22 protein-coding genes are annotated in these 25174 nt (G+C 71.8%); 10 read left to right on the top strand and 12 right to left on the bottom strand.

Features of this window, described 5'->3' with window-relative positions:
* Positions 1-10: 10 nt before the first annotated feature.
* The gene (greA, locus tag ABD213_RS12890) at positions 11-508 is read right to left on the bottom strand and encodes a transcription elongation factor GreA (protein ID WP_344329400.1); all 498 of its coding nucleotides are present in this window, start codon (positions 506-508) and stop codon (positions 11-13) included.
* 67 nt (positions 509-575) lie between these two features.
* Positions 576-950: a DUF4307 domain-containing protein gene (locus ABD213_RS12885; RefSeq protein WP_344329396.1), complete on the bottom strand. Its 375-nt coding sequence runs from the start codon at positions 948-950 to the stop codon at positions 576-578.
* A gap of 116 nt (positions 951-1066) precedes the next feature.
* Between ABD213_RS12885 and mca the strand changes: the two genes are divergently transcribed.
* A complete protein-coding gene (gene mca / locus ABD213_RS12880; protein ID WP_344329390.1) occupies positions 1067-1939 on the top strand; it encodes a mycothiol conjugate amidase Mca in 873 nt (290 codons plus the stop codon).
* Between the two features lie 34 nt (positions 1940-1973).
* Complete coding sequence (locus ABD213_RS12875; protein WP_344329385.1) at positions 1974-2186, top strand: hypothetical protein; 213 nt, start codon at positions 1974-1976, stop codon at positions 2184-2186.
* A 43-nt stretch (positions 2187-2229) separates the two neighbouring features.
* Here ABD213_RS12875 and ABD213_RS12870 read toward each other — a convergent pair whose 3' ends face one another.
* Positions 2230-2697: a hypothetical protein gene (locus ABD213_RS12870; protein ID WP_344329379.1), complete on the bottom strand. Its 468-nt coding sequence runs from the start codon at positions 2695-2697 to the stop codon at positions 2230-2232.
* A 77-nt stretch (positions 2698-2774) separates the two neighbouring features.
* Here ABD213_RS12870 and ABD213_RS12865 point away from each other — a divergent pair, with 77 nt between their 5' ends.
* Positions 2775-4793, top strand: a complete 2019-nt coding sequence (locus ABD213_RS12865; protein ID WP_344329374.1) for a thioredoxin domain-containing protein — start codon at positions 2775-2777, stop codon at positions 4791-4793.
* Between the two features lie 193 nt (positions 4794-4986).
* On the opposite strand, the gene ABD213_RS12860 is transcribed toward ABD213_RS12865, so the two are convergent.
* A complete protein-coding gene (locus ABD213_RS12860) occupies positions 4987-7524 on the bottom strand; it encodes a DEAD/DEAH box helicase (RefSeq protein WP_344329369.1) in 2538 nt (845 codons plus the stop codon).
* Positions 7521-8222 (bottom strand): PAQR family membrane homeostasis protein TrhA, encoded by a 702-nt coding sequence (trhA, locus tag ABD213_RS12855; RefSeq protein ID WP_344329364.1) that lies wholly within the window; start codon positions 8220-8222, stop codon positions 7521-7523. The genes ABD213_RS12860 and trhA overlap by 4 nt, the downstream gene beginning before the upstream one ends.
* 17 nt (positions 8223-8239) lie before the next feature.
* Here trhA and uppS point away from each other — a divergent pair, with 17 nt between their 5' ends.
* The 7 genes from uppS to ABD213_RS12820 all read left to right on the top strand — a co-directional run bounded on the left by uppS (position 8240) and on the right by ABD213_RS12820 (position 16750).
* Positions 8240-9004: a polyprenyl diphosphate synthase gene (gene uppS / locus ABD213_RS12850; RefSeq protein WP_344329349.1), complete on the top strand. Its 765-nt coding sequence runs from the start codon at positions 8240-8242 to the stop codon at positions 9002-9004.
* 447 nt (positions 9005-9451) lie between these two features.
* Positions 9452-10783, top strand: coding sequence for an RNA 5'-3' helicase PhoH2 (gene phoH2 / locus ABD213_RS12845; RefSeq protein WP_344329345.1), 1332 nt, complete (start codon positions 9452-9454; stop codon positions 10781-10783).
* Between the two features lie 94 nt (positions 10784-10877).
* A complete protein-coding gene (locus ABD213_RS12840) occupies positions 10878-12113 on the top strand; it encodes an extracellular solute-binding protein (RefSeq protein ID WP_344329339.1) in 1236 nt (411 codons plus the stop codon).
* Positions 12110-12982, top strand: coding sequence for a carbohydrate ABC transporter permease (locus tag ABD213_RS12835; protein WP_344329335.1), 873 nt, complete (start codon positions 12110-12112; stop codon positions 12980-12982). The genes ABD213_RS12840 and ABD213_RS12835 overlap by 4 nt, the downstream gene beginning before the upstream one ends.
* On the top strand, positions 12979-13956 hold the full coding sequence (locus ABD213_RS12830) for an ABC transporter permease subunit (protein WP_344329330.1): 978 nt from the start codon (positions 12979-12981) through the stop codon (positions 13954-13956). Before ABD213_RS12835 ends, ABD213_RS12830 begins: the two co-directional genes overlap by 4 nt.
* On the top strand, positions 13953-15368 hold the full coding sequence (locus tag ABD213_RS12825; protein WP_344329324.1) for an ABC transporter ATP-binding protein: 1416 nt from the start codon (positions 13953-13955) through the stop codon (positions 15366-15368). Before ABD213_RS12830 ends, ABD213_RS12825 begins: the two co-directional genes overlap by 4 nt.
* Positions 15365-16750 carry a DUF2079 domain-containing protein gene (locus ABD213_RS12820; RefSeq protein WP_344329320.1) on the top strand — a complete coding sequence of 462 codons (1386 nt, stop codon included), beginning with the start codon at positions 15365-15367 and terminating at the stop codon, positions 16748-16750. The genes ABD213_RS12825 and ABD213_RS12820 overlap by 4 nt, the downstream gene beginning before the upstream one ends.
* Here ABD213_RS12820 and ABD213_RS12815 read toward each other — a convergent pair.
* From ABD213_RS12815 to ABD213_RS12785, 7 genes are all read right to left on the bottom strand, one after another.
* Positions 16710-17798 (bottom strand): calcium/sodium antiporter, encoded by a 1089-nt coding sequence (locus ABD213_RS12815; RefSeq protein WP_344329315.1) that lies wholly within the window; start codon positions 17796-17798, stop codon positions 16710-16712. The two genes, ABD213_RS12820 and ABD213_RS12815, sit on opposite strands and share 41 nt — an antisense overlap.
* Before the next feature lie 5 nt (positions 17799-17803).
* Positions 17804-19201 carry a class II fumarate hydratase gene (locus tag ABD213_RS12810; RefSeq protein WP_344329310.1) on the bottom strand — a complete coding sequence of 466 codons (1398 nt, stop codon included), beginning with the start codon at positions 19199-19201 and terminating at the stop codon, positions 17804-17806.
* 75 nt (positions 19202-19276) lie between these two features.
* Positions 19277-20977: a fumarate hydratase gene (locus ABD213_RS12805; RefSeq protein ID WP_344329306.1), complete on the bottom strand. Its 1701-nt coding sequence runs from the start codon at positions 20975-20977 to the stop codon at positions 19277-19279.
* Positions 20978-21259: 282 nt separating this feature from the next.
* Positions 21260-22165, bottom strand: a complete 906-nt coding sequence (locus tag ABD213_RS12800; protein WP_344329301.1) for an alpha/beta fold hydrolase — start codon at positions 22163-22165, stop codon at positions 21260-21262.
* Positions 22166-22242: 77 nt separating this feature from the next.
* Positions 22243-23250 (bottom strand): class II fructose-bisphosphatase, encoded by a 1008-nt coding sequence (gene glpX / locus ABD213_RS12795; RefSeq protein ID WP_344329297.1) that lies wholly within the window; start codon positions 23248-23250, stop codon positions 22243-22245.
* Between the two features lie 36 nt (positions 23251-23286).
* On the bottom strand, positions 23287-24375 hold the full coding sequence (locus tag ABD213_RS12790) for a sulfate/molybdate ABC transporter ATP-binding protein (RefSeq protein ID WP_344329293.1): 1089 nt from the start codon (positions 24373-24375) through the stop codon (positions 23287-23289).
* A complete protein-coding gene (locus tag ABD213_RS12785) occupies positions 24372-25163 on the bottom strand; it encodes an ABC transporter permease (RefSeq protein ID WP_344329288.1) in 792 nt (263 codons plus the stop codon). The genes ABD213_RS12790 and ABD213_RS12785 overlap by 4 nt, the downstream gene beginning before the upstream one ends.
* Between the last annotated feature and the right edge of the window lie 11 nt (positions 25164-25174).

Raw genomic sequence — 25174 nt, 5'->3', positions numbered from 1 at the left:
CCGTACGGGCTCAGAACGGCGTGGCGTCGACGATCTCGACGCTGATGCTCTTGCCGTTCGGGGCCTCGTAGGAGACCTCGTCACCCTTCTGGTGACCGAGGAGCGCGGCGCCCATCGGAGAGGTGGGGGAGTAGACGTCGAGGTCGACGGCGGAGTCCATGCTCAGGAGCTCGCGCGAGCCCAGCAGGAACGTCTCGGTCTCGGAGTCGCCGGCGAAGCGGACGGTGACCTTCATGCCGGCCTCGACCTTGCCGTCGTCGGCGGGCTTCTCGCCCACCTCGGCGCGACGGAGCATGTCCTCGAGCTGGCGGATGCGGGCCTCGGTCTTGCCCTGCTCCTCGCGGGCGGCGTGGTAGCCGCCGTTCTCCTTGAGGTCACCCTCGTCACGGGCGGCGGCGATCTTGGCGGTGATGTCGGCGCGCACGTCTCCCTTGAGGTGGTCGAGCTCCTCGGCGAGGCGGTCGTAGGCCTCCTGGGTGACCCAGATGGTCTCGGTGGGCTGCGTCATGTGCGGCTCCTTCGACGTACGGAACCCCGAGCACCTGCTCGGGGTTGATCGATCAGTCTAGCAGCGGCTACGCCCGTTGGCACGTCCTCAGGATCCCGGTGACCGCACGACGCTGCGTCTCGACGTCGATCTCGAGGCGGGTGCGGCGGGGGTCGTCGGCGGCGATGTCGACGGTGCGCTCGCCGACGACAGACCGGTCCTGCGCTTGCGCCTGCACGGTGCAGGTGACGGCGACCGGCTCGGCCCGACGGACGTCGAGCACGATGACCGTGCGGGTCTCGCTGACGACCTCGAAGCTCCACACGTCGGCGCTGACGGCCGGGTCGTCGAAGGCGACCCACGCCGCCCACGCCACACCCAGCACGACGCCCACGGACGCGACGGCCCACCAGAACCAGCGGGGACGCTCGCGTCGGCCGTAACGACTCTCCAGGGTGGACACGTGCCGATTCTCCCAGGGCGTCCCGAGCGGCACCGCCCGCGGGGCACGGAACCGTGACGTCCCACCGGTCAGACCTCGCGGGACGTCCCTGCGCCCCTGGTGAGAAACTGGAGCACGTGACCGAATCGCTGCGACTCATGCACGTGCATGCCCACCCCGACGACGAGTCGAGCAAGGGCGCGGCATCGACCGCCAGGTACGTCGCCGAGGGTGTCGACGTCCACGTCGTCACCTGCACCGGCGGTGAGCGGGGCAGCATCCTCAACCCGCAGTTCCAGCACCCCGGCATCGAGGAGAACCCCGACCTCATCACCGAGATCCGCCGCGAGGAGATGGACCGGGCACGAGAGATCCTCGGCGTGACGCAGGACTGGCTCGGCTTCGTCGACTCCGGGTGGCCCGAGGGCGATCCCAAGCCCCCGCTGCCGGAGGACTGCTTCGCGCTGGTGCCGCTGGAGGAGGCCGCCGCGCCCCTCGTCAGGCTCGTGCGGTCCTTCCGGCCGCAGGTGCTGACGACCTACGACGAGAACGGCGGGTACCCCCACCCCGACCACATCAAGTGCCACGAGATCAGCGTCTTCGCCTACGAGAAGGCCGCCGACCCGACGTGGCGTCCCGACCTCGGCGAGGCGTGGCAGGTCAGCAAGCTCTACTACCATCTCGGGTTCAGCTGGAAGCGCCTGACGGCGCTGTCGGAGGCGCTCGAGCGGCACGGTCTCGAGAACCCCTACGTCGAGCGGATGAAGACGTGGGAGCGCAAGCCGGAGGACGAGGACCGGTTGACCACGCGGGTCGAGTGCGCCGAGTACTTCCCGGTGCGCGACGCGGCCCTGCTCGCCCACGCCACGCAGATCGACCCCGACGGCTGGTTCTTCGCCGTGCCCAACGAGGTGCAGGCAGAGGCGTGGCCGACCGAGGACTACCAGCTGGTCGACTCCCGCGTGGACACGTCGGTCCCCGAGGACGACCTCTTCGCCGGCCTGCGCTGAGGGCGGCCGGGGCCCGCGGGCGTAGGCTGGGAGCATGGAGCTGTTGATGTGGGTCGCTGCGGCCGACCCGTCCGGACTCGACCCGGAGAACGTCAAGCCCGGCTGGCTCGGGCTCGCCGTCGTCCTCGGGCTCGCGCTCGGCGTGACGGTCCTCGTCCGCTCGTTCGCCAAGCACACCCGTCGGGCGAACCAGCCCTGGGAGGGGGAGCGGGCCGACGACCAGCCACGGGACGAGAAGCAGGGCTAGCCGTTCGGGTCCTCCAGCTCTGGGACCGACTCCGCACCCTGGCTCAGGGGTGCGCGGTGCGGACGATCCGCACGGCGTTGCGGCCGCCGAGGAACGACGCCGCGAGTCCAGCGACGACGAGCAGCACGAAGGGCCAGCTCGGCTGGTCCGCCGTCACCGACCCCTGGTCCTCGTCGAGCAGGCTGACGACCGTGCCGCCGGCGAGGGCGAGCGCGTAGGCGAACAGCGCCGTCGAGGCACCGAGCCCCAGGGCCGCGCGCCAGTGCAGGCGCGCGGTCATCGCCACGCCCGTCGCCAACAGGGCCGACAGGCCGGCCACCATCGCGACGCCGAGGAGGAAGGCGACGTGCAGCTCCGCGGTCACCTCGTCGGCGAACCCGTAGGCGAAGAGGAACATGACGAACAGCCCGACCGTGCCGACCCCCAGATGCAGCAGGACGCAGATGCCGGCGGAGATCGCGACGCGGGCCTGGTAGTCGCCCGGTCCGCGGCCGTGGTCGGGGGGCGTCACGGGCCCATGGTCCCACGGCGGCGTGGTCGTCGACGCTCGTGCGGCCAGCCGGGGTGGTGGTCGCTAGCGTGAAGGACATGCCCAACCGACTCGCCGCGTCCAGCAGCCCCTACCTGCAGCAGCACGCCGACAACCCCGTCGACTGGTGGGAGTGGGGGCCGCAGGCGCTGGCGCTGGCGGAGTCCCTCGACCGGCCGATCCTGCTCAGCGTCGGCTACGCCGCGTGCCACTGGTGCCACGTGATGGCGCACGAGTCGTTCGAGGACCCCGCGACGGCAGCGTTCATGAACGACCACTTCGTCAACGTGAAGGTCGACCGCGAGGAGCGCCCCGACGTCGACGCCGTCTACATGCGCGCCACGCAGGCGATGACCGGCCAAGGCGGGTGGCCCATGACCGCCGTGCTGACGCCCGACGGTCGGCCGTTCTTCGCCGGCACCTACTTCCCGCCCGAGCCACGGCAGGGCATGCCGGCCTTCACGCAGGTGCTGCAGGGGCTGGCGGAGGCGTGGGAGAACCGCCGTGACGAGGTGCTCGACGTCGGCTCCCAGGTGCTCGACCACCTGAACGAGCGCATCGACGCCCGTGGGGGAGCGCTCGGCGCTGACGCCCTCGACGCCGCCGCCGACGCGCTCGTCGGCCAGCACGACGAGGAGGCCGGGGGCATCGGCGCGGCGAGCCCGAAGTTCCCGCCGTCGATGGCGCTGGAGTTCCTGCTGCGTCGTCATGCGCGCAGCGGGGACGACGCGACGTTGGCCGTCGTCCGATCGACGGCGGGCGCCATGGCCCGCGGTGGCATCTACGACCAGCTCGCCGGCGGCTTCGCGCGGTACAGCGTCGACCGGTTCTGGCGGGTGCCGCACTTCGAGAAGATGCTCTACGACAACGCGCTCCTGCTGCGCTTCTACCTGCACTGGTGGCGCACGGAGCGCGCGCTGGATCCCTCGAGCGAGCACGCTGCGCTGGCCGAGCGGGTGGCGCGCGAGACCGCCGACTTCCTGCTCGCCGAGATGCGCACCCCCGAGGGCGCGTTCGCCTCGGCGCTCGACGCCGACAGCCCGGACGCCCGGGGTCAGGTGCACGAGGGCGCCTACTACGTCTGGAACCCGAACGAGCTGATGAAGGCGCTCGGCACGACCGACGGCGCCTGGGCCGTCCAGCTGCTCGGCGTCACCGGGCCGGGCACGTTCGAGCGCGGCTACTCCACCCTGCAGCTGTTGCGCGACCCCGACGACCCGGCTCGCTGGGCCGACGTGCGGGCGCGCCTGCTCGACGCGCGGGCCGAGCGGGTCAGGCCGGCTCGGGACGACAAGGTGGTCGCCGCCTGGAACGGTCTCGCCGTCACCACTCTGGCGGAGGCATCGGTGCTGCTGTCCGAGCCGCGCTACGGCGCGGCCGCTCGCGAGGCGGCCGAGCTGCTCGCCACGGTGCACGGCGTCGACGACGGCCGCTTCGTGCGCACGTCGCGCGACGGACGGGCCGGCGGGCACGATGCCGTCCTCGAGGACCACGGCTGCGTCGCCGAGGCGTTCGTTGCTTTGCTCGGGATCACCGGCGAGGCCGTGTGGCTGCAGCGGGCAGAGCGACTCCTCGGTCGTGCCCTCGAGCACTTCGCGGACCCGGAGGGCGGGTTCTTCGACACCGCCGCCGACGGGGAACAGCTGCTCGTCCGGCCGCAGGACGCCTCCGACAACGCGCACCCGTCGGGCACGTCGGCGCTGGCCAACGCGCTCGTCGCGCTGGCAGCGGTCACCGGGGAGCAGCGCTGGCGCGCGGGCGCGGAGGAGGCGTTGGCCAGTGCTGCCCGGCTGTCGACGGCCGCTCCGCGGTTCGCCGGCTGGTCCCTCACCGCGGCGGAGGCGGTGCTGGCGGGGCCGGAGGAGATCGCGGTGGTCGGTCACGACGGGCCCGAACGCGATGCGATGCACCGCGCGGCCCTGGCGCGCACGAGCCCAGGCGCAGTGGTGGTCGCGGGGGAGCCCACCGACGCCGTCCCCCTGCTCGCCGGACGGGTCGCCGTCGACGGGCACGCCACCGCGTACGTGTGCCGCGACTTCGTCTGTTCGCTGCCCGTCACCGACCCCGGCGCCCTCTGAGGACGTGACCGACGGCCGGCCCGGCCTGATCGGTGCCTGAGCAACCGTGTGGCGCGCCGACGGGTTGCTCAAGCACCGATCGGCGAAACGGTGCCGATCGGTGCCTCACCAACGGCAAGCCCCGGGACTCGGTTGCGCAGGCACCGATCACGGTGAACCCCAGCCATTCGGTTGCGCAGGCACCGATCAGGGGTCAGGAGCCTGCGGGTTGCTCCGACAGCGGACCGACGGACGTCACCGTGAGCTCGGCGGTGCCGGACTCGTCGCTCGCGTCGAGGTCGACGACGGCCGAGAAGCCCCAGTCACGGTCGCCCTCGGGGTCGTCGAAGGTCTGACGGACGTGCCAGGTCCTGCCCTCGGCGCGCACGGAGAACATCGCCGGGCCGCGGGCCTGCGGGCCGGTGCCGAGGCCCGCACCTGGGTACTCCTCGGCGTAGCGCGCCACCGCCTCGTGCCAGTCGACGTCGGTGTCGAGCTCGGCGAGCGCCTCCCAGCGTCGCAAGGCCGCCAGCTCCACCCTCCGGAAGGCAGCGTTGCGCACCAGCACGCGGAACGCCCGCTCGTTGCGGGTGACGGCGTGGGTGGTTCCGCCCTGCTCGGCGACCTCCCGAGCCCTGGCGACCGTCTCGGGGTCCTTGGGGTCGACGAGGTCCTCCCACTCGTCGAGCAGGCTGGAGTCGGTCTGGCGCACGACCTCCCCGAGCCACTCGATCAGGTCGGTCAGCTCTTCGGTGCGCGCCGACTGGGGCACCGTGCGCGACAGCGCCCGGTAGACGTCGGTCAGGTACCGCAGCACGAGACCCTCGGACCGTGCCAGCGAGTACTCCGAGACGAGCTCGGCGAAGGTCATCGCCCGCTCTGCCATCTCCCGCACGACCGACTTGGGCCGCAGCTCGTGGTCGGCGACCCACGGGTGGCCCTGGCGGTACGTCTCGTAGGCCGTCTCCAGCAGGTCACGCAGTGGCTTGGGGTGTTCGACCTCCTCCAGCAGCTCCATGCGCTCGTCGTACTCGATGCCGTCGGCCTTCATCTGCGCGACCGCCTCCCCGCGGGCACGGTCCAGCTGGGCGCGGATGATCGGCCGGGGGTCCTCGACGATCGCCTCGATCACCGAGACGACGTCGAGCGCGTAGTCAGGTGCGTCGCGGTCCAGCAGCTCCAGCGCCGCGACCGCCAGGAGGGAGAGGGGCTGGTTGAGGGCGAAGTTGGCCTGCAGGTCGACGGTCAGGCGCAGCGTCCGCCCGTCGGCGTCCGGCGGATCCACCGCCTCGACCACCCCGCCGGCGAGCAGCGCCTCGACGATCGCGTCGACCTCCGCCAGCAGCCGCTCCTGCGCGGCGTCGTCCTCGTCGCTCTCGCGGATCAGTCGCTCGGCCGCCGCGCGGGCGTCGCCGGGCCGCGTCAGCAGGTTCAGGACCATGGAGTGGCTGACCTGCAGACGTGACGTGAGGGCCTCCGGCGTGCCCGTCGTGAGCTTGTCGAACGTCGCCTCGCTCCACGTGACGTGACCCTCCTGAGGCTTCTTGCGCACGACCTTGCGGCGCTTCTTGGGGTCGTCGCCGGCCTTGGCGAGCGCCTTGAGGTTCTCGACCTCGTGGTCGGGCGCCTGCACGACCACCGAGCCCGTGGTGTCGAACCCGGCTCGTCCGGCCCGTCCGGCGATCTGCGCGAACTCACGGACCTGCAAGACCCGCTGACGACGGCCGTCGTACTTGGACAGTCCGCTGAACAGGACCGTCCGGATGGGGACGTTGATGCCGACGCCGAGGGTGTCGGTGCCGCACACGACCGCCAGCAGACCCTGCTGAGCGAGCTGCTCGACGAGGCGGCGGTAGCGCGGCAGCATGCCGGCGTGGTGGACGCCGATGCCCATGCGCACCAGCCGCGACAGCGTCTTGCCGAACGCCGACGTGAACCGGAACCCACCGATCGCCTCGGCGATGCGGTCCTTGTGCTCGCGGTCGACGAGCTTGACGCTGCTCAGGGCCTGCGCCCGCTCCAGTGCCGAGGCCTGCGTGAAGTGCACGATGTAGACGGGCGCCTGGTGGGTCTGGACGAGCTCGGTGACGGTCTCCTGCACCGGCGTCGTCACGTAGGAGGTCACGAGCGGCACGGGACGCTCGGCCGACGTCACCAGGGCGGTCTCCCGGCCGGTACGGCGGGTGAGGTCGCGCTCCAGGCGTGTGGTGTCGCCGAGCGTCGCCGACATCAGCAGGAACTGGGCCCTTGGCAGCTCGATCAGCGGCACCTGCCACGCCCAACCCCGGTCCGGGTCAGCGTAGTAGTGGAACTCGTCCATGACGACGAGCCCGACGTCGGCGTCGGCGCCCTCGCGCAGGGCGAGGTTGGCCAGCACCTCGGCCGTCGCCGCGATGACGGGGGCGTCGGCGTTGACCGACGCGTCGCCGGTCATCATCCCGACGTTCTCCGGCCCGAAGATCGCGCAGAGGTCGAAGAACTTCTCGCTCACCAGCGCCTTGATCGGCGCCGTGTAGACGGCGCACTCGTCGCGCGCCATCGCCGCGGCGATCGCCGCCGTCGCCACCAGACTCTTGCCCGATCCGGTCGGCGTCGCCAGCACGACGTTCGCCTCCGAGACGAGCTCGAGGATCGCCTCGTCCTGGGCGGGGTAGAGCGAGAGTCCCCGGTCCTCGACCCAGGCGGTGACCGCGGCGTAGACGTCGTCCGGGGACGTGCCCGCCGCGACGTCGAGCCGGCCGGCCGCGCTCACACGCCCTGGTAGGCGAGGATGCTGACGCCGATGTAGTGGACGATGAACGCGGCGATGGTGAGGGTGTGGAACACCTCGTGGAAGCCGAACCAGCGTGGGTACGGGTCGGGCCACTTGAAGCCGTAGACGAGCGCGCCGAGCGTGTACAGCCCGCCTCCGACGACCATCAGCACGAGGACGCTCGCCGGGGCGTTGGCGCTGAACTCGCCCCAGTACAGGACGGCCGCCCAGCCCAGGAGCACGTACAGCGGGACGTAGGCCCACCGCGGCGCGCCGACCCAGAAGATCCGAAAGAGCATGCCGGCGGTTGCGCCACCCCACACCAGCACCAGCATCGTGACGGCCTGCCGCGTGTCGAGCAGCAGCAGCGAGAACGGCGTGTAGGAGCCCGCGATGAGCACGAAGATGTTGGCGTGGTCGACGCGCTTCCACACGATCGTCGCCTCGTCGGACCACGACCGGGTGTGGTAGAGCGCGCTGCACGTGAACAGGGCGAGGGCGCTCACCATGTAGACCGCGACACCGGCACGCACCAGCACGTCGTCGGCGATGACGAGCAGGACGAGGAAGGAGACGAACGACAGGGGAGCGGTGGCCGCGTGGAGCCATCCGCGCAGGTGAGGCTTGAGGTCCTCGAAGTTGTCCCGGAAGCGCTCGCCGAGCTCGTCGGTCATGGACTCGGAGTCGGTGCGGGGCATGTGGTGAGATTAGCGCCATGGGGTTGAGTGACCTGGCGTACGCCACCTACGAGCGCAGGATCCTGCGCGGGCTCGACCGCGATCGGCTGCCCTGCCACGTCGGCGCGATCGTCGACGGGAACCGCCGATGGGCCAAGGACGCCCGCATGGATCTGGAGCAGGGCTATGCCGCGGGTGCGGCGAAGGTCGACGAGTTCCTGGAGTGGTGCCACGAGCTGGGCGTGGGCACCGTCACGTTCTGGGTCCTGTCGACGGACAACCTGCAGCGCCCGGGGCGCGAGCTCGCGAGCATCCTCGACGCCGTCGAGGCCCTGGTCGGTCGTCTCGCGGACGACGGACGGTGGCAGCTGCGCCTGATCGGCAACCTCGAGCTGCTCCCGCAGGACTCCGCCGACCGCCTGCAGCGTGCCGCCGAGGCCACTCCGTGCGACGACGGCCTGCTCCAAGTCAACGTCTGCGTCGGCTACGGCGGCCGTCAGGAGCTGACCGACGCGATGCGGTCGCTGCTGCGTGCGGAGTCCCGCAAGGGTCGCACCCTCGAGGAGGTGGCCTCGACCCTCGTCGTCGACGACATCGCCGAGCACCTGTACACCAAGGGACAGCCCGACCCCGACCTCGTGATCCGCACGTCGGGCGAGCAGCGGCTGTCCGGCTTCCTGCTGTGGCAGAGCGTCCACAGCGAGTTCTACTTCTCCGACGTCCTCTGGCCGGCGTTCCGCCGCGTGGACCTCCTGCGCGCGATGCGCTCCTACGCTGCCCGGGAGCGTCGCTTCGGGGCCTGAGGTCCGGCGCTGACGTCCCGCTGATTCCCATGAGGTCATGGGAATCAGCGGCTCGCGGGGTGCGGAGCACGGCTTTGCTGCGCGTGTCCAGGGAAGCGACCCGTGGTCGGCACCGGATCTTCGCGGTCCAGGTCGGGTTCCCATGAGGTCCTGGGAATCAGCGGCCGGCGTCCACGGGGCCTGGCTCTCCTGCGCACACCCAGGGTTGCTTCCCGTGGTCTGCGACCGATTCCTGGGAGCGAGGTCGGATCACCAGGACCTCATGGGAATCGGTCGTCCGGCGAGAGTTCACCCGGGCGTAACGCGCCCCCCAGCGTGTCGCCACGCCCGGGCGGCGGGGGCGGACGTACGTTGCAGGTGTGTTGAGACTCGCCCCTGAGTTCAGCCGCCCCACTCGAGTCGAGGAGTAGGGCCGGCGCAGGTGGCGCGCGGGTCCGAGGAGTAGTCGTGAACGACACCACGCCCGGCGCAGCGCGCCAGCACCGCACCTACGTCCTGGACACCAGCGTCCTGCTCGCCGACCCGGGGGCGATCACGCGGTTCCACGAGCACGAGGTGGTCATCCCGGTCGTCGTGGTCACCGAGCTGGAGGCCAAGCGCCACCACCCCGAGCTCGGCTACTTCGCCCGCAACGCCCTGCGTCGTCTCGACGACCTCAGGGTCCAGCACGGCACCCTCGACGTCCCCCTGCCGATCGGGGAGGAGGGCGGCAGCGTCCGCGTCGAGCTCAACCACACCGACCCCACGACCCTGCCGGCTGGGTTCCGCCTCGGCGACAACGACACCCGCATCCTCTCGGTCGCCAAGAACCTCTCGCTCGAGGGCTGCGACGTCGTGCTCGTCTCCAAGGACCTGCCGATGCGCGTCAAGGCGTCCGCCGTCGGCCTCGCCGCCGAGGAGTACCGCGCCGAGCTCGCGCTGGAGTCCGGCTGGACCGGGATGGAGGAGCTCGAGGTCACCAGCGCCGACCTCGACGCGCTCTACGAGGACGGCTCGATCGACCTCGCGATGCTCGAGACGGGCGAACGCGACCTGCCGTGCCACACCGGGCTCGTGCTCCTGTCGGACAAGGGCAGCGGACTCGGGCGAGTCACCCCCGACAAGCGGGTGCAGCTCGTGCGCGGCGACAAGGACGCCTTCGGCATCCACGGACGCTCCGCCGAGCAGCGCATCGCCCTCGACCTCCTGCTCGACCCCGACGTCGGCATCGTCTCCCTCGGGGGCCGGGCCGGCACCGGCAAGTCCGCGATGGCGATCTGCGCCGGGCTCGAGGCGGTCATGGAGCGACGCCAGCACAAGAAGGTCGTCGTCTTCCGTCCCCTGTACGCCGTCGGCGGTCAGGAGCTCGGCTACCTGCCGGGCAGCTCCGACGAGAAGATGGGCCCGTGGGCCCAGGCGGTCTTCGACACCCTCGGGGCCGTCGTCTCCCCTCACGTCGTGGAGGAGATCCTCGCCCGCGGCATGCTGGAGGTGCTTCCCCTCACCCACATCCGTGGTCGCTCCCTGCACGACTCGTTCGTCATCGTCGACGAGGCGCAGTCGCTGGAGCGCAACGTGCTCCTGACCGTCCTCTCGCGCATCGGCGCGAACTCCAAGGTCGTCCTGACCCACGACGTCGCCCAACGCGACAACCTCCGGGTCGGGCGCCACGACGGGGTCGTCGCGGTCGTGGAGAAGCTGAAGGGGCACCCGCTGTTCGCCCACGTCACGCTCACCAGGTCCGAGCGCTCGCCGGTGGCGGCGCTGGTCACCGAGATGCTCGAGGACGTCGGCGCCTGAGGCGTGCAGCCGCCTCGCTCGAGGCGCTGACGGCACCGCCCACGCCCGGTCACGATCGGGCGTGGGCGCACCGTCGCTGTGGCACAGTGGCACCGTGCATCGCAAGGGAGGAGTCGCCGTCGCGTGCGCTCTCGTGCTGGCGGTCTCGGCCGCGTGCGGTGGTGCCGCGGCGGAACAGGACGAGATGGCGCCCGAGCTCGTCTGGTACACCGGTCCCGACCGCGTCGACGCCGAGGCGCTCGCCCGGGAGTGCACCGTGCAGGCGGCAGGCAACTACACGATCGCCGTGGAGTCGTTGCCGACGGACTTCGACGAGCGCCACGCCTTCCTCGTGCGCCGCATGCTCGCCGAGGACGACTCCATCGACCTCTTCACCCTCGACGGGTCGCTCACGACCGAGTTCTCGGCGGCCCGCTTCCTCGCGCCCATCCCCGAGGACCTGAAGGAACCGTTCGCCGAGGACGTCTTCCCCGCCGCCCTGCTCGCCGCCAGCGACGGCCAGCAGCTCGTCGCGGCGCCGTGGTGGTACGACCCGTACCTGCTGTGGTGGGCCGGCGCCACGGCCGAGCGTGCCGGTCTCGACCCCAGCGGACCCATCACGTGGGACCAGCTGCTCGAGGGGGCCGAGCGCACGGGTGCCACGATCGAGATCGACGACCCTGCCGGGAACGCCGTGCCGGTCGTGCTCAACGCGCTCGTCGAGGGAGCGGGGGGCACGATGCTCGACGGCCAGGGACGCAGTCCGAGGGTGGGGCTCGACACCGACGCCGGCCGCACCGCCGCGGAGATCCTGCGCACCGTCGGTGACCTGGGAGCCGGTGAGCCGGACGAGCTCGCGCCACGACGATTCGCCGTCGCCGACGCCACCTTCCTCCTCGCGCCCAGCTCGGTCGTGTCCGACCCCGCCCTCGTCGGCGTGGGCCGTGAGCTGCAGTGGACCGCGTTCCCGGTGGTCGACGAGGCCGCCCCGCCGGGGGAGGGCGCCGGTCTCGCCGTACCCCTGTACGCCGCACGCACCGACCTCTCCTACGACGCGATCCGCTGCCTGACGTCGACCGCGTCGCAACGCACCCTGATGCTTGAGTCCGGGCACGGGCCGGCCCGGTCCACGCTCTACGCCGACGAGGACGTCGTCGCGGCCTACCCCCTGGCCGACGTCACCGAGCCGTCGGTGCGGTCCGCCGTCACGGTGCCCCCGTCGCCCTACTGGGCGCGGATCCGCTCCGCGCTCCTGGAGACGTGGGAACCCCTGGAGCGGATCGAGCCCCGCTCCACCCCTCAGGCGTCGCAGGACGAGGTCTCCGACGCGGTCGCCGGGCGGCTGCCGTGAGGGCTCCGGCACCGACGCGCCCGCAGTGGCCGCGCCGGCCCGTCGACCCGAACCGCGGCGGCCTCCCGTGGGTGCTTCCGGCAGTGCTCGTCGTGCTCGGCGTCGTCGGGTGGCCCCTCGTCGTCGCGGTGCGGGAGTCGCTCTTCCAGTCCTCGCTCGTGGTGCCCGACGACCGCACCTTCGTCGGCATCGAGACGGTCGCCTCGGTGTTCTCGAGCAGCACGTGGTGGTCGGCCGTCGCCGTCACCCTCGCGCTGGTGGTGGTCGCCGTCGCCCTCCAGCTCGTCCTCGCGGCGGCGTTCGCCACGGCCCTGCGCCGGCTCACCCACGGCACCAGGTGGTTGCAGGTCCTGCTGCTGGTGCCCTTCGCGACGCTCGCCGTCGTCACCGCCGTCACGTGGCGCGACGGGCTCACGGCGGGCTTCGCTCCCGCGTGGTTCGGCTACGACGTCGACTCGCGGAGCGCGTCGATGGCGGCCGTCGTCGCCGCCGAGGTGTGGCGCGGAACGGGCATCACCACCGTGATCCTCCTGGCCGGTCTGGCGCGCGTCCCCTCGAGCCTTCGCGAGGCCGCCGTCGCGGACGGTGCCACGGCCTGGCAACGGGTGTGGCGGGTCACCCGGCCGGCAGCAGCCCCCGCGATCGCCGTCGCCGTGGTCTACCGGAGCCTCGACGCGCTCCGCGCCCTCGAGGCGCCCCTGATGGCCGACGCCGCCGCACCCCGCACCGTCTCCACCCTCGTGTGGGACACCACGTTCGAGACCTTCGAGGTCGGTCTCGGCGCGGCGTTGTCTCTCGGCCTGCTCCTGCTCGCCGTGCTGGTCGGGGTGGCGCTCGCCGTCACGTCCCGCATGAGGAGGACGCTGTGAGGCCGACCGTCCGCTCGCGACTGTGGGCGGCCGGCACGGCGTTCGTGCTGGGCTTCGCCGTCGCGAACGTCGGCGTCCTCGTCGTGCCCGGCGTCGACCGGTGGGTGTGGCTGGCGGTGGCGATCGTCCTGATGATCACCGGGGCGGTCGGCGTGCTGCTGGCCGACACGGCACGGCCGGTCTCCTTCTGGGCGGTCCTCGGGGTGGAGCTGATGCTCGTCCTCACCGTGCTTCCGCTGCTGTGGACGTTCACCGTCGCGACGTCGCCCGGGGACCCCCCGACGTCGATGTGGCCGCGCGCCGTCTCCTGGGAGCCCTTCGGAGGGGTGCTCGCCGCCGACGGACTGCGGACGTCGATGCTCACGTCGGCGGCGGTCGCGGCGGCCGCCACCGCCATCGCGATGCTCCTCGCCGTCCCCGCCTCCTACGCGCTCGTGCGACGCAGGGTCCCGGGTCGTCGATGGCTCTACCTGGTCCTCGTGATCCTGCTCGTGGCGCCGCTGGTGACGCTCGCCGGCCCGACGTCCGTCGCCCTGCTCGACGTCGGCATGGCCGGTCGGTGGTGGTCGACCCTCCCGCTCAGCCTGCTCGTCGCCCTGCCGCTGGCGTCGTGGTTGTCCGTCACGGTCATGCGAGCGGCGCCGTGGCACTTGCGCGACGCGGTGCGTGCGGACGGCGCCACTCGACGGCAGGAGCTGCGCCACTTCGCCGCGCCCGCCCTGGCGCCCGGGCTGCTGGTCGTCGCCGGGGTCGTCTTCCTCGTGACGGCTGGTGACACGGTGGCCGGGGCCGCCCTCGCCGCCGGCCCCGACGCGCAGACCCTGCCGGCCTCGTTGCTGCTGGCCGCGCAGACCTCACCGGCCGGGAACAGCGAGGTCGCGGCCGCGGGACTGCTGTGGCTCGTGCCGGTGCTCGTCCTGCTCCTGCTCGCCCCGCGACGCATCGTCCACCTGATCGGAAGGACCCACCGATGACCACCATCGAGCTGCGCGGCGTCACCCTCGACGGCCCGGACGGCACGCCCGTCCTCGACGGCGTCGACCTGGTCGTCCCCTCGGGAACCGCCGTGACCGTCGCCGGTCCCCCCGGGTCCGGCAAGAGCGCGCTGCTGCGCGTGCTCGTCGGCCTGGACGAGCAGACCGCCGGTGACGTGCTGCTCGACGGCGTCGTCGTCAACGCGGTGGGCGCGAGGGACCGCGACCTCGCGATGGTCTTCCAGGACTTCGCGCTGCACCCGCACCTCGACGTCCGCGCCAACCTCGCCTTCGCCGCTCGACTGCGGCGGCACGACAAGGCCGAGCTCGTCGAGCGGATCGACGAGGTCGCGGCCTTCCTCGCCCTCGGGTCCTTGCTCGGCCTCAAGCCGGCCGACCTCGACGAGCCGCAGAGGCAGCGGGTCGCGATCGGCCGGGCCCTGGTCCGCGACGCGCTCGGCTACCTGTTCGACGAGCCCTTCACGGCGCAGGCCGACCGGGTGCGCACCCACGTGCGGTCGGTGATCGTGCAGTGGCAGCGCGACAGCGGCCACAGCTCGGTGTTCACGACGTCGCGGGTGGACGAGGCCCTGACCCTGTCCGACCAGGTCGTCGTGATGCACCAGGGCCGGGTCCGCCAGGTGGGCTCGCCCGAGTCGATCTACGCCGAGCCCGCGGACCTGTTCGTCGCGGCCTTCCTCGGGCATCCCGCCATGAACCTGTTCCCGGCGCGACGTCGCGGCGACCGGCTCGTCTCGGAGCTGGTCGACGTGCCGCTGGACCCCGAGCTCGCCGGACTGGTCGGCGAGCGGGACGAGGTCATCCTCGGGGTCCGCCCCGAGCACTGCCTCGACGCGACCGCGGGCGGGCAGGCCGGGGCCGCGCTCAGCCTGACCTCGCGCGTCGACGACGTGGAGTGGAGTGGCGGCACGCAGCTGCTGTACCTCGGCCACGAGGTCGACGAGGAGACCGAGTCGGCCCTGGAGGCGATCGAGGACGCCTTCGACTTCGACCTGTTCCAGAACTTCTTCGTGGCGGAGCTGCCGGCCACCATCGGGGGACGCTCGAGCCGGCTGCAGGTGGGTCAGAGTGCCCAGGTGGCCGTGCCGCGCGAACGCCTGCACCTGTTCGACATGACGACCGGTCGCAACCTGCGCTTGTCCGAGCCGGAGCCGGAGCACGTGCAGACCGGGCTGGGAACCGATCCGGAGGCCACGCTCGAGACCGCGTCCGGCTCCCACGGCGACCCGACCTGGGAGCCGACCGTCGAGGCGCCGCACGAGCCGCAGGGGTCCTGGGAGCCGACCGTCGCGGTGCCGGAGGCGACGACGGAGCCGGGGTCGGCGGACCCCGGTCCGGCGGGCACCGGTCCCCGCGCGTCCTCCGAGCCGGCCACGGACCGCGACGAGTGAGCACGTCGACCCTCACGCAGCGACGCACCGGATGGGCGGTCGCCGGTGCGTGGGCACTCGCCTGCGCCGTGCTCTACACGACGCTCGCGGTGCTGCGGCACCGCCGACTCGTCCCGACGTCGTGGGACAACGCGATCTTCGAGCAGGCGCTGCGCGGGTACGCCGACCTCGGCTGGCCGATCGTCGACATCAAGGGCCCGGGCTTCAACCTGCTCGGCGACCACTTCCACCCGATCATCGCGGTGCTGGCCCCGGTGTACCGCCTCGCGCCCGCGGCCGAGACGCTGCTCGTCGCGCAGGCCGTCCTGCTGGCCTGGTCGGTCCTGGTGATCACGGCCCTGGCGGTGCGTCACCTCGGGACCCGCTTCGGGACGGCGATGGGCGTCGCCTACGGGCTGTCCTTCGGCCTCGTCAACGCCGTCGCCGCACAGTTCCACGAGGTGGCCTTCGCCGCACCACTGCTGGCCCTGGCCGGCTCCGCGTACGTCGAGCGTCGCTGGCGTGCGGTGGTCCTCTGGACGGTGCCACTGCTGCTGGTCAAGGAGGACCTCGGACTGACGGTCGCCGTCGTGGGCCTCGTGCTGTGGTCGGTCGGGGAACGTCGTCGCGGGCTGGTGCTCGGCGCCGTCGGCGTGCTGACGACGGCGCTGGTGGTGCTCGTGGTCCTGCCGTCCTTCAACCCCGCCGGTGCGTACGACTACACCGGCAACGTCGGAGGCGACGCCGGCGTCGCCATCACGTTCTTCACCGATGTCGAGCGCAAGCTCCTCACCGTGCTGCTGACGTTCGCCGTGACGGGCCTCGCGGCGTTGTTCTCGCGGTGGGCGCTGCTCGTCCTGCCCACGTTCGCGTGGCGGTTCGTCGGCGACGTCGAGTTCTACTGGGGCATCGAGTGGCACTACTCGCTCGTGCTGATGCCCATCGTGTTCGTCGCGGCGATCGATGCGATGCGGCGCCAGCCGGGCCTGCGCTGGGCGAGCGTGCCGGCCCTGGTCGTGACCGTCGTCCTGCTGGTCGGTGGACCGGTGGGCGAGCTCCTGCGCGGTGACCTGTGGGGCGAGGGCCCTCGGGAGGCGGCCGCTGCCCGGGTGATCGCCCAGATCCCCGACGACGCGTCCGTCGTGACGGACATCGGCCTGATCACGCACCTCGGCACGGAGCGTCAGGTGTACTGGCTGGGCACGGTCGGTGACGCGGACCCTGACCACGTCCTGCTGGACCGGGCCGGAGGCTACGGGTCGCCGGAGGACATCCTGGCGTACGCCACGTCGACGTTCGGCGGGGCCTGGGAGCTCGTCGCCGACGACGCCGGCTTCCAGCTCGCCGCGCGCAGCGAGGCGATCAACCTCGCTCGCGTCGCGCCTGGGCCCGGCCCCGGATGAGTCCCCACTCGTGCACGGCCAGCAGGACGAGCGTCAGCGCCACGATCGGCAGCACGAACGCACCGACGACGAGGGTGAAGCTGTCGAGGGCGTCGTGGTCGGTGGCCCACAGCACGAGATAGGCCAGGTAGGAGACGTACAGCGCGACGAAGATCGCGCCCTCCCAGCGCCGGATGACGAACCCGGTGAACGCGACCGGCACCAGCGCGACGGCGACGGCGATCATCAGGGGGAGGTCGAGGACGACGGCGGCGCGCGGCACGTCGATGCCGTCACCGACGAGCAGCGCGGGCACGCCGAGCACGAGACCGATGTTGACGATGTTGCTGCCGACGATGTTGCCGATCGCGAGGTCGCGCTCGCCCTTGCGGGCCGCGACGACGGACGCCGCCAGCTCCGGCAACGACGTCCCGATCGCGACGACCGTCAGGCCGATGACGAGGTCGCTCAGGCCGAGGTCGGAGGCGATGGCGCTCGCGCCGTCGACCAGCCAGCGCGACCCGAGCACCAGCAGGCCGACGCCGACGACCAGGACCACCACGGCCCGGCCGAGGGGGAGCGGTGTCGCTGCCTCGTCGGCCGCGGGGTCGTCCGGGTCACTCCGCCCTGTGGTGACGCTGTAGGCCAGGTGTGCCACGAACAGCCCCAGCAGGAGCAACCCGTCCCAGCGCGAGATGGACCCGTCGAGCGCGAGGACGAGCAGCAGGACCGAGAGCGCGACCATGAACGGGATGTCGATGCGCAGGAGCCGGCGGCTGGTGAGCAGCGGCAGGATGATCGCCGAGATGCCGAGGATCAGGAGGATGTTGGCGATGTTGCTGCCCACGACGTTGCCGACCGCGAGCTCGGGCTGGCCTCGCAGCACGGCGCCGGTGGTCACCGCGAACTCCGGCGCGGACGTCGCGGTGGCGACCACGGTCAGCCCGACGACGAGCGAGGACATGCCGAGTCGCTGGGCGATGGAGGATGCGCCCCGCACGAGGGCCTCGCCCCCACCCACGAGCAGGACGAGTCCGATGAGGACGAGGACGACATCGAGCAGGTTCATGGCGGTCAGGGGCGCGTCATGGACATGACGTCGAGGGCGGCGTCGAGGTCGGCCTCGGTGATCTCCCCGCGCTCGACGTACCCCTCGTCGATGACGACCTCGCGGATCGTCTTGCGCTCGGCGACGGACTTCTTCGCGATCGCGGCGGCGTTCTCGTAGCCGATGTGCCGATTGAGCGGGGTGACGACCGACGGACTCGACTCGGCGTACTCGAGGCAGCGTTCGACGTCGGCGGTGATGCCGTCGATGCAGTGGTCGGCCAGGACGCGGGAGGCGTTGGCGAGCAGCCGCATCGACTCCAGCAGGTTGCGGCCGATGACCGGCAGCTGGACGTTGAGCTCGAAGGAGCCGGACTGGCCGGCCGTGGTGATGGTGACGTCGTTGCCGATGACCTGCGCGGCCACCATGAGCGTCGCCTCCGGCAGCACCGGGTTGACCTTCCCGGGCATGATGCTCGAGCCGGGCTGCAGGTCGGGCAGGTGGATCTCGGCGAGACCCGTGCGTGGGCCCGAGCCCATCCAGCGCAGGTCGTTGCAGATCTTCGTGAGGCTGACCGCGACGGTGCGGAGCTGGCCGGACATCTCGACCAGCCCGTCGCGGGCACCCTGTGCCTCGAAGTGGTCGGTGGCCTCGGTGATGGGCAGTCCGGTGCCCTCGGCGAGCAGCTCGATGACCCGTTGGGGGAAGCCGATCGGCGTGTTGATGCCGGTGCCGACGGCGGTGCCGCCCAGCGGCACCTCCGCCGTGGCGGGGACGGCGGACTCGACGCGGGCGACGCCCTTGCGGATCTGGGCCGCGTAGCCGGCGAACTCCTGACCGAGAGTGACGGGGGTGGCGTCCATGAGGTGCGTGCGACCGGACTTCACCACGTCGGAGAACTCGGCGGCCTTGCGCTCGAGGCTCTCGGCGAGGTGGGACAGCGCCGGCACCAGCTCGTGCGTCGCGGCAGCCGTCGCCGCCACGTGGATGGACGTCGGGAAGACGTCGTTGCTGGACTGCGAGGCGTTGACGTGGTCGTTGGGGTGGACGTCTCGCCCGAGGATCCGGGTGGCGAGTGTCGCGACGACCTCGTTGGTGTTCATGTTGCTCGACGTGCCGGAACCGGTCTGGAAGACGTCGATCGGGAACTGGTCGTCGTGGTCGCCCGCGGCCACCTGATCGGCGGCGGTGGCGATCGCCTCGGCGACGTCGGCGTCGAGGATGCCGAGCTCGCCGTTGGCGCGGGCGCAGGCCGCCTTGATCTGCGCGAGCGCGCGGATCTGGGCGGGCTCGATCGGCGTGCCGGAGATGGGGAAGTTCTCGACGGCGCGCTGAGTCTGAGCTCGCCAGAGGGCGTCGGCGGGCACCCTGATCTCGCCCATCGTGTCGTGCTCGATCCGGTATTGCGCGTTGTCCTGGCTCATGTGGTCGAGCCTATCGGCGGTGGACGAGCGGGGCATGGTCTGCCCTGTCGTGCCGGTGCGCGGTCGACGGACGGGCTACTCGGCCGAACGGACGCGGATCCCGCTGAGCGGGACGGTGACCTCGCCGGAGGGGTCGGTGAAGAAGTCGTTGCCCTTGTCGTCGACGACGATGAAGGCAGGGAAGTCCTCGACCTCGATCTTCCAGACCGCCTCCATGCCGAGCTCGGGGTACTCGATCACCTCCTGGCTGCGGATGCAGTCCTGCGCGAGGCGGGCGGCGGGGCCGCCGATCGAGCCGAGGTAGAAGCCGCCGTGCGCGTTGCAGGCGTCGGTGACCTGCCTGCTGCGGTTGCCCTTGGCGAGCATCACCATCGACCCGCCGGCGGCCTGGAAGCGCTCGACGTAGGAGTCCATGCGGCCCGCGGTGGTGGGCCCGAAGGAGCCCGAGGCCATGCCCTCGGGGGTCTTGGCGGGGCCGGCGTAGTAGACGGGGTGGTCGCGCAGGTACTGCGGCATGGGCTCGCCGGCCTCGAGACGCTCGGCGATCTTGGCGTGGGCGATGTCGCGGGCGACGACGAGGGGCCCGGTGAGGGACAGTCGCGTCTTGACCGGGTGCTTGCTCAGCTCGGCGCGGATCTCCTCCATCGGCCGGTTGAGGTCGATCTGCACGACCTCGCCGCCCTGGATGTCCTCGGCGGTGCCGGCGTCGGGCATGTACTGGGCGGGATCGGTCTCGAGCTGCTCGAGGAAGACGCCCTCGGGGGTGATCTTGCCCAGTGCCTGGCGGTCGGCGGAGCAGGAGACGGCGATCGCCACGGGGCACGAGGCGCCGTGGCGCGGCAGGCGGACCACGCGGACGTCGTGGCAGAAGTACTTGCCACCGAACTGCGCCCCGATGCCGAAGGACTGCGTCAGCTCGAAGACCTGCTGCTCGAGGTCGAGGTCGCGGAAGCCGTGGGCGCTCATGGAGCCCTCGGTGGGCAGGTGGTCGAGGTAGTGGGCCGAGGCGTACTTGGCGGTCTTGAGGGCGAACTCCGCCGACGTGCCGCCGATGACGACCGCGAGGTGGTACGGCGGGCAGGCGGCCGTGCCGAGGCTCTTGATCTTCTCGTCGAGGTAGGAGAGCAGCCGGTCGGGGTTGAGGATCGCCTTGGTCTCCTGGAACAGGAACGACTTGTTGGCCGAGCCGCCGCCTTTGGCCATGAACAGGAACGTGTACTCGGGCTTGGCCGGATCGCCGGGAGTGGAGTACAGCTCGATCTGCGCCGGCAGGTTGGTGCCGGTGTTCTTCTCCTCGAACGTGGTCAGGGGCGCGAGCTGGCTGTAGCGCAGGTTGAGCTGGGTGTAGGCGTCGTACACGCCGCGGCTGATCGCCTCGCCGTCGTCGACGCCGGTGAGCACGCCCTCGGACTTCTTGCCCATGACGATCGCGGTGCCGGTGTCCTGGCACATGGGCAGGACACCGCCGGCGGAGATGTTGACGTTCTTGAGCAGGTCGAGCGCGACGAAGCGGTCGTTGCCGGACGCCTCGGGGTCGTCGATGATCGTCCTCAGCTGGGCGAGGTGGGCCGGGCGCAGGTAGTGGCTGATGTCGTGCATGGCCTCGGCGGTGAGCTGCCGGATCGCCTCGGGGTCGACCTGCAGGAACGTGCGCTTGCCGCCGTCGGGGGTCGCCACCTCGAACGTCTCCACCCCCTCGGAGGAGATCTTGCGGTACGGGGTGTCGTCCGCGCCGAGGGGGAGCAGGTCGGAGTACAGGAAGTCTGCGTCAGCCACGGGACGACGATACCGCCCGCGATGCCGGGGCCCCGCCGGTCCGCGGACGGCCCTGCGGAGGACACCCGTTCCGTCGGTGGTCCGTCCCCACCGACGCACCCGCACCACGCCATCGACGACGTCGAGCTGCCTGCTGCCGACCCCGCCACTGCCGAGGCCTTCCTCGTGCTCGACACCCACGCAGCGCTCGTCGACGACGTCTTCGCCTTCCCCGGCCCTCGCCGGTTCCACGTCACCGGTCCTGCAGGCAACCGGCTGGGCGCGACGAACCAGAGCTGTGCATCAGCGTCGCGACGACGCTCGCGCCACCGTCCCGCAGATGATCTCCACGATCCGTCCGTGCAGGGGCTCGGGCAGGTCGTGGGCCATGCCGGGGATCTCGACGTGCTCGGCGCCTGGGATCGCCGCGGCGGTGGCCTTGCCGCCGGAGCGGTGCACGAGCGGGTCCTTGGTGCCGTGGACGACGGTCACCGGCATGCGCAGCCGTCCGAGCGCCTTCGTCCGGTCCGGCTGGGTGAGGATCGCCATCAGCTGCCGGACGACGCCGTCGGGGCTCCACCCCCGGTCGTAGGTCTCCTCCGCGCGCGCCCGGACGGCGGCCTCGGCGGCGGGGTAGTCCGGGGAGGAGATCAGCGGCGTGCCGCGCAGCTGCCGGCTGACGTAGCCCTCGCGACCCTCCCCGTTCGAGAGGAACAGGCCCGGGAGCACGCGGGGGTTCTGGAATCCGACGGTGCGCCGCCCGGTCGTCGACATGATCGAGGTGAGGCTCAGGGTCCGCTCGGGACGGGCGATCGCCATGGTCTGCACGATCATGCCGCCCATCGAGACCCCGACGAGGTGGGCCTCCTCGAGGCCGAGGTGGTCCAGCAGACCGAAGGCGTCGTCGGCGAGGTCGTCGAGCCGGTAGGGCGGCGTGCGCACGAGACCGACCGCCGCCTTCACGATGTCGACGCGACCCACCCGGTGCTGTCGCAGGTGCGTCGAGCGACCCGTGTCGCGGTTGTCGTAGCGGATGACGAAGAGCCCCTCGTCGGCGAGCCGCTCGCAGAACGACGTGTCCCACCAGTTCATCGGACCGCCGAGACCCATCACCAGGAGCACGGGCGGATCACCGAAGGACCCGAACGTCTCGAAGCACAGGGTGATCCCGGAGGGCAGGTCGGTGAGCTGCTCGCCGGATCCACTCATGCGCCCGATCGTACGACCGCGGCCCTGCGCCAGCGCGGCGAACGAGCACCGTAGGCCGGGCTGGTCCGAGGCGCGTGTCAGTGCTGGTAGTCGACCGCCGAGTAGGCCTTGAGCTTCTCGAGCTTGTGCTCGGAGCTGATCTTGCGGATCGTGCCGCTGCGCGAGCGCATGACGAGGGACTCGGTGTACGCACGTCCGGCGCCGTAGCGCACCCCGGCGAGCAGCTCGCCGTCGGTGATGCCGGTGGCGACGAAGAAGCAGTCGTCGGCGACGACGAGGTCCTCGGTGACCAGCACGCGGTCGAGGTCGTGGCCGGCGTCGATCGCCTGCTGACGCTCGTCGTCGTCGACGGGGGCGAGCCGGCCCTGGATGACGCCACCGATGGCCTTGATGGCACACGCGGTGATGATGCCCTCGGGCGTGCCACCGGTCCCGACGAGCAGGTCGACGCCGGTGTCGGGGCGGGCCGCGGTGATCGCACCGGCGACGTCGCCGTCGGAGATGAACTTGATGCGGGCGCCGGCGTCGCGGATGTCCTGCACGAGGCTCGCGTGACGTGGCCGGTCCAGGACGCAGACGGTGACGTCGGACCGGGAGATGCCCTTGGCCTTGGCCACGAGGTCGATGTTCTTGGCGATCGGCAGGCGGATGTCGACCGCGTCGGCCGCCTCGGGCCCGGCGACGAGCTTCTCCATGTAGAAGACCGCCGACGGGTCGTACATCGACCCGCGCGGCGCGACGGCCATGACGGAGATGGCGTTGGTCATCCCCTTGGCGGTCAGGGTGGTGCCGTCGATGGGATCAACGGCCACGTCGCACTCCGGTCCGGTGCCGTCACCGACCTGCTCGCCGTTGAACAGCATCGGCGCCTCGTCCTTCTCACCCTCGCCGATCACGACGACGCCGTTCATGGCGACGGTGTTGATGAGGCTGCGCATGGCGTTGACGGCCACGCCGTCGGCACCGTTCTTGTCGCCACGTCCCACCCACCTGCCGGCGGCCATGGCGCCGGCCTCCGTCACGCGGACGAGATCGAGGGCGAGGTTGCGGGCGGGGGCCTGGGCGGCGGGCTGGAGGCTTTCCACGCGCCTCACCCTAGCGTCGGGCCGCCGGAGCCTCGTTCACGACGCTCCTGGCGCACCGGGCCGCGCCGGGTGCAGCGCGACGGCGGTCGCCTTGACGACGAGGTGGACACGCGTGCCCGGGGAGAGGTCCAGCTCAGCCGCCGAAGCGAGCGTGATGCGAGCGTCGGCGACGTCGGTGCGGACGAGGACGTGGTCCCCGAACGGCTCGAGGTGCGTGATGGTGGCCGACATGGTGTTGCGCGGGCTCCCGCCCGGTGCGTCCAGGTGCACGGCGACGTCGGCGGGGGAGACGACGGCGACGGTCGGGGTCCCGTCGGGGAGCGGCTCCGACGGCGTCCCGTCGATCGCGAGACCGTCCGGCGTGACGAGCCGGCCGTCACGCATCGACCCGGCGATGAGGTCCAGGCCCGCGATGCGAGCGCCGAAGGCGCTGCGGGGCCGGGTGAGCACCTCGCGGGTCGGTCCGTCCTCCACGACACGACCGTCCTCGACCACCACCACGCGGTCGGCCAGGGCGAGGGCGTCCAGCACGTCGTGCGTCACGAGGATCGTCGTGCGGTCGGCCAGGACACGGCGGAGCAGACGGCGGATCTCCGGGGCGACGCTGACGTCGAGGGCTGCCATGGGCTCGTCGAGCAGGAGCAGACGCGGCTCGGTGGCCAGGGCCCTGGCGAGGGCGACGCGCTGGGCCTGGCCACCGGACAGCTCGGAGGGTCGACGGTCGGCGAGGTCCGCGACGCCGAGGTCGTGCAGCCAGCGCTCAGCAGCCTCGCGCGCGGCCCGCCGGGGCACGCCGGCGCTGCGCGGGCCGAAGGCCACGTTCTCCCGCGCGTCGAGATGAGGGAAGAGCAGCGCGTCCTGAGCGAGCAGGGCGACGCCGCGACGGTGCGCCGGCAGCCAGGTGCCGTCACCGGCGAGCACCGTCCCGTCGAGACGGATCGACGCCTCGTCCGGACGCAGGAGCCCGGCGAGTGCGGTGACCAGCGTGCTCTTGCCCGCCCCGTTCGGGCCCAGCACGGCGACCGTCTCCCCGGTGGCGAGCGTGAGGGCGAGGTCGACGTCGCGTTCCTCGGAACGGATCCGGGCGGTGAGTCCGCTGCCGACCGGGTGCGTCGCCGACGTCACAGCGCCTGCCGAGCGTCGTTGCCGCGGACGGCGAGGATGACGACGACGGCCACGACCACGAGCAGCAGCGACAGGGCGACGGCCGCGTCGGGGTCGGTCTCGCGCTGCAGGTAGATCTCCAGCGGCAGCGTCCGGGTGGTGCCCTGCAGGCTGCCGGCGAACGTGATCGTCGCCCCGAACTCGCCCAGGGCTCGCGCGAACGACAGGATCGCCCCGGAGACCAGACCCGGCAGCACCAGCGGCAGGGTGACGCGGCGCAGGACGGTGGTGGGCGTGGCGCCGAGGGTGGCGGCGACGCGCTCGTAGCGCTGTCCGGCGGTGCGCAGCGTGCCTTCCAGGCTCAGCACGAGGAACGGCAGCGCCACGAACGTCTGCGCGAGCACCACCGCCGTGGTGGAGAAGGCGATCTGCAGGCCGAGGACCTCGAGACTCTCGCCGAGGAGTCCGCGCCGCCCGAAGGTGTAGAGCAGGGCGATGCCCCCCACGACCGGCGGCAGCACCATCGGCAGCAGGACCAGCGAGCGCAGCAGCGACTGACCCCGGAAGCGGGCTCGAGCGAGCACGAGCGCCAGCGGGACGCCGAGGAGCACGCACAACACCGTCGTCGCCGACGCGGTCCGCAGGCTCAGCCACAACGCAGCCTGCGACGAGGGGGAGGTCACCAGGGCGCCGAACTGCGACCAGTCGACGCGCAGGACGATGGCGAGCAGAGGAACGGCGATGAACAGCGCACTGGTCGCCGCGGGCACGAGCAGCCAGCGGGGGAAGGTGCCGACGGTGTCCCTCATGACCGACCGGA

Origin of the sequence: Aeromicrobium halocynthiae, assembly GCF_039531385.1 — a bacterium.
Taxonomy (GTDB): domain Bacteria; phylum Actinomycetota; class Actinomycetes; order Propionibacteriales; family Nocardioidaceae; genus Aeromicrobium; species Aeromicrobium halocynthiae.
This window is presented reverse-complemented; position numbering and strand designations above follow the sequence as displayed.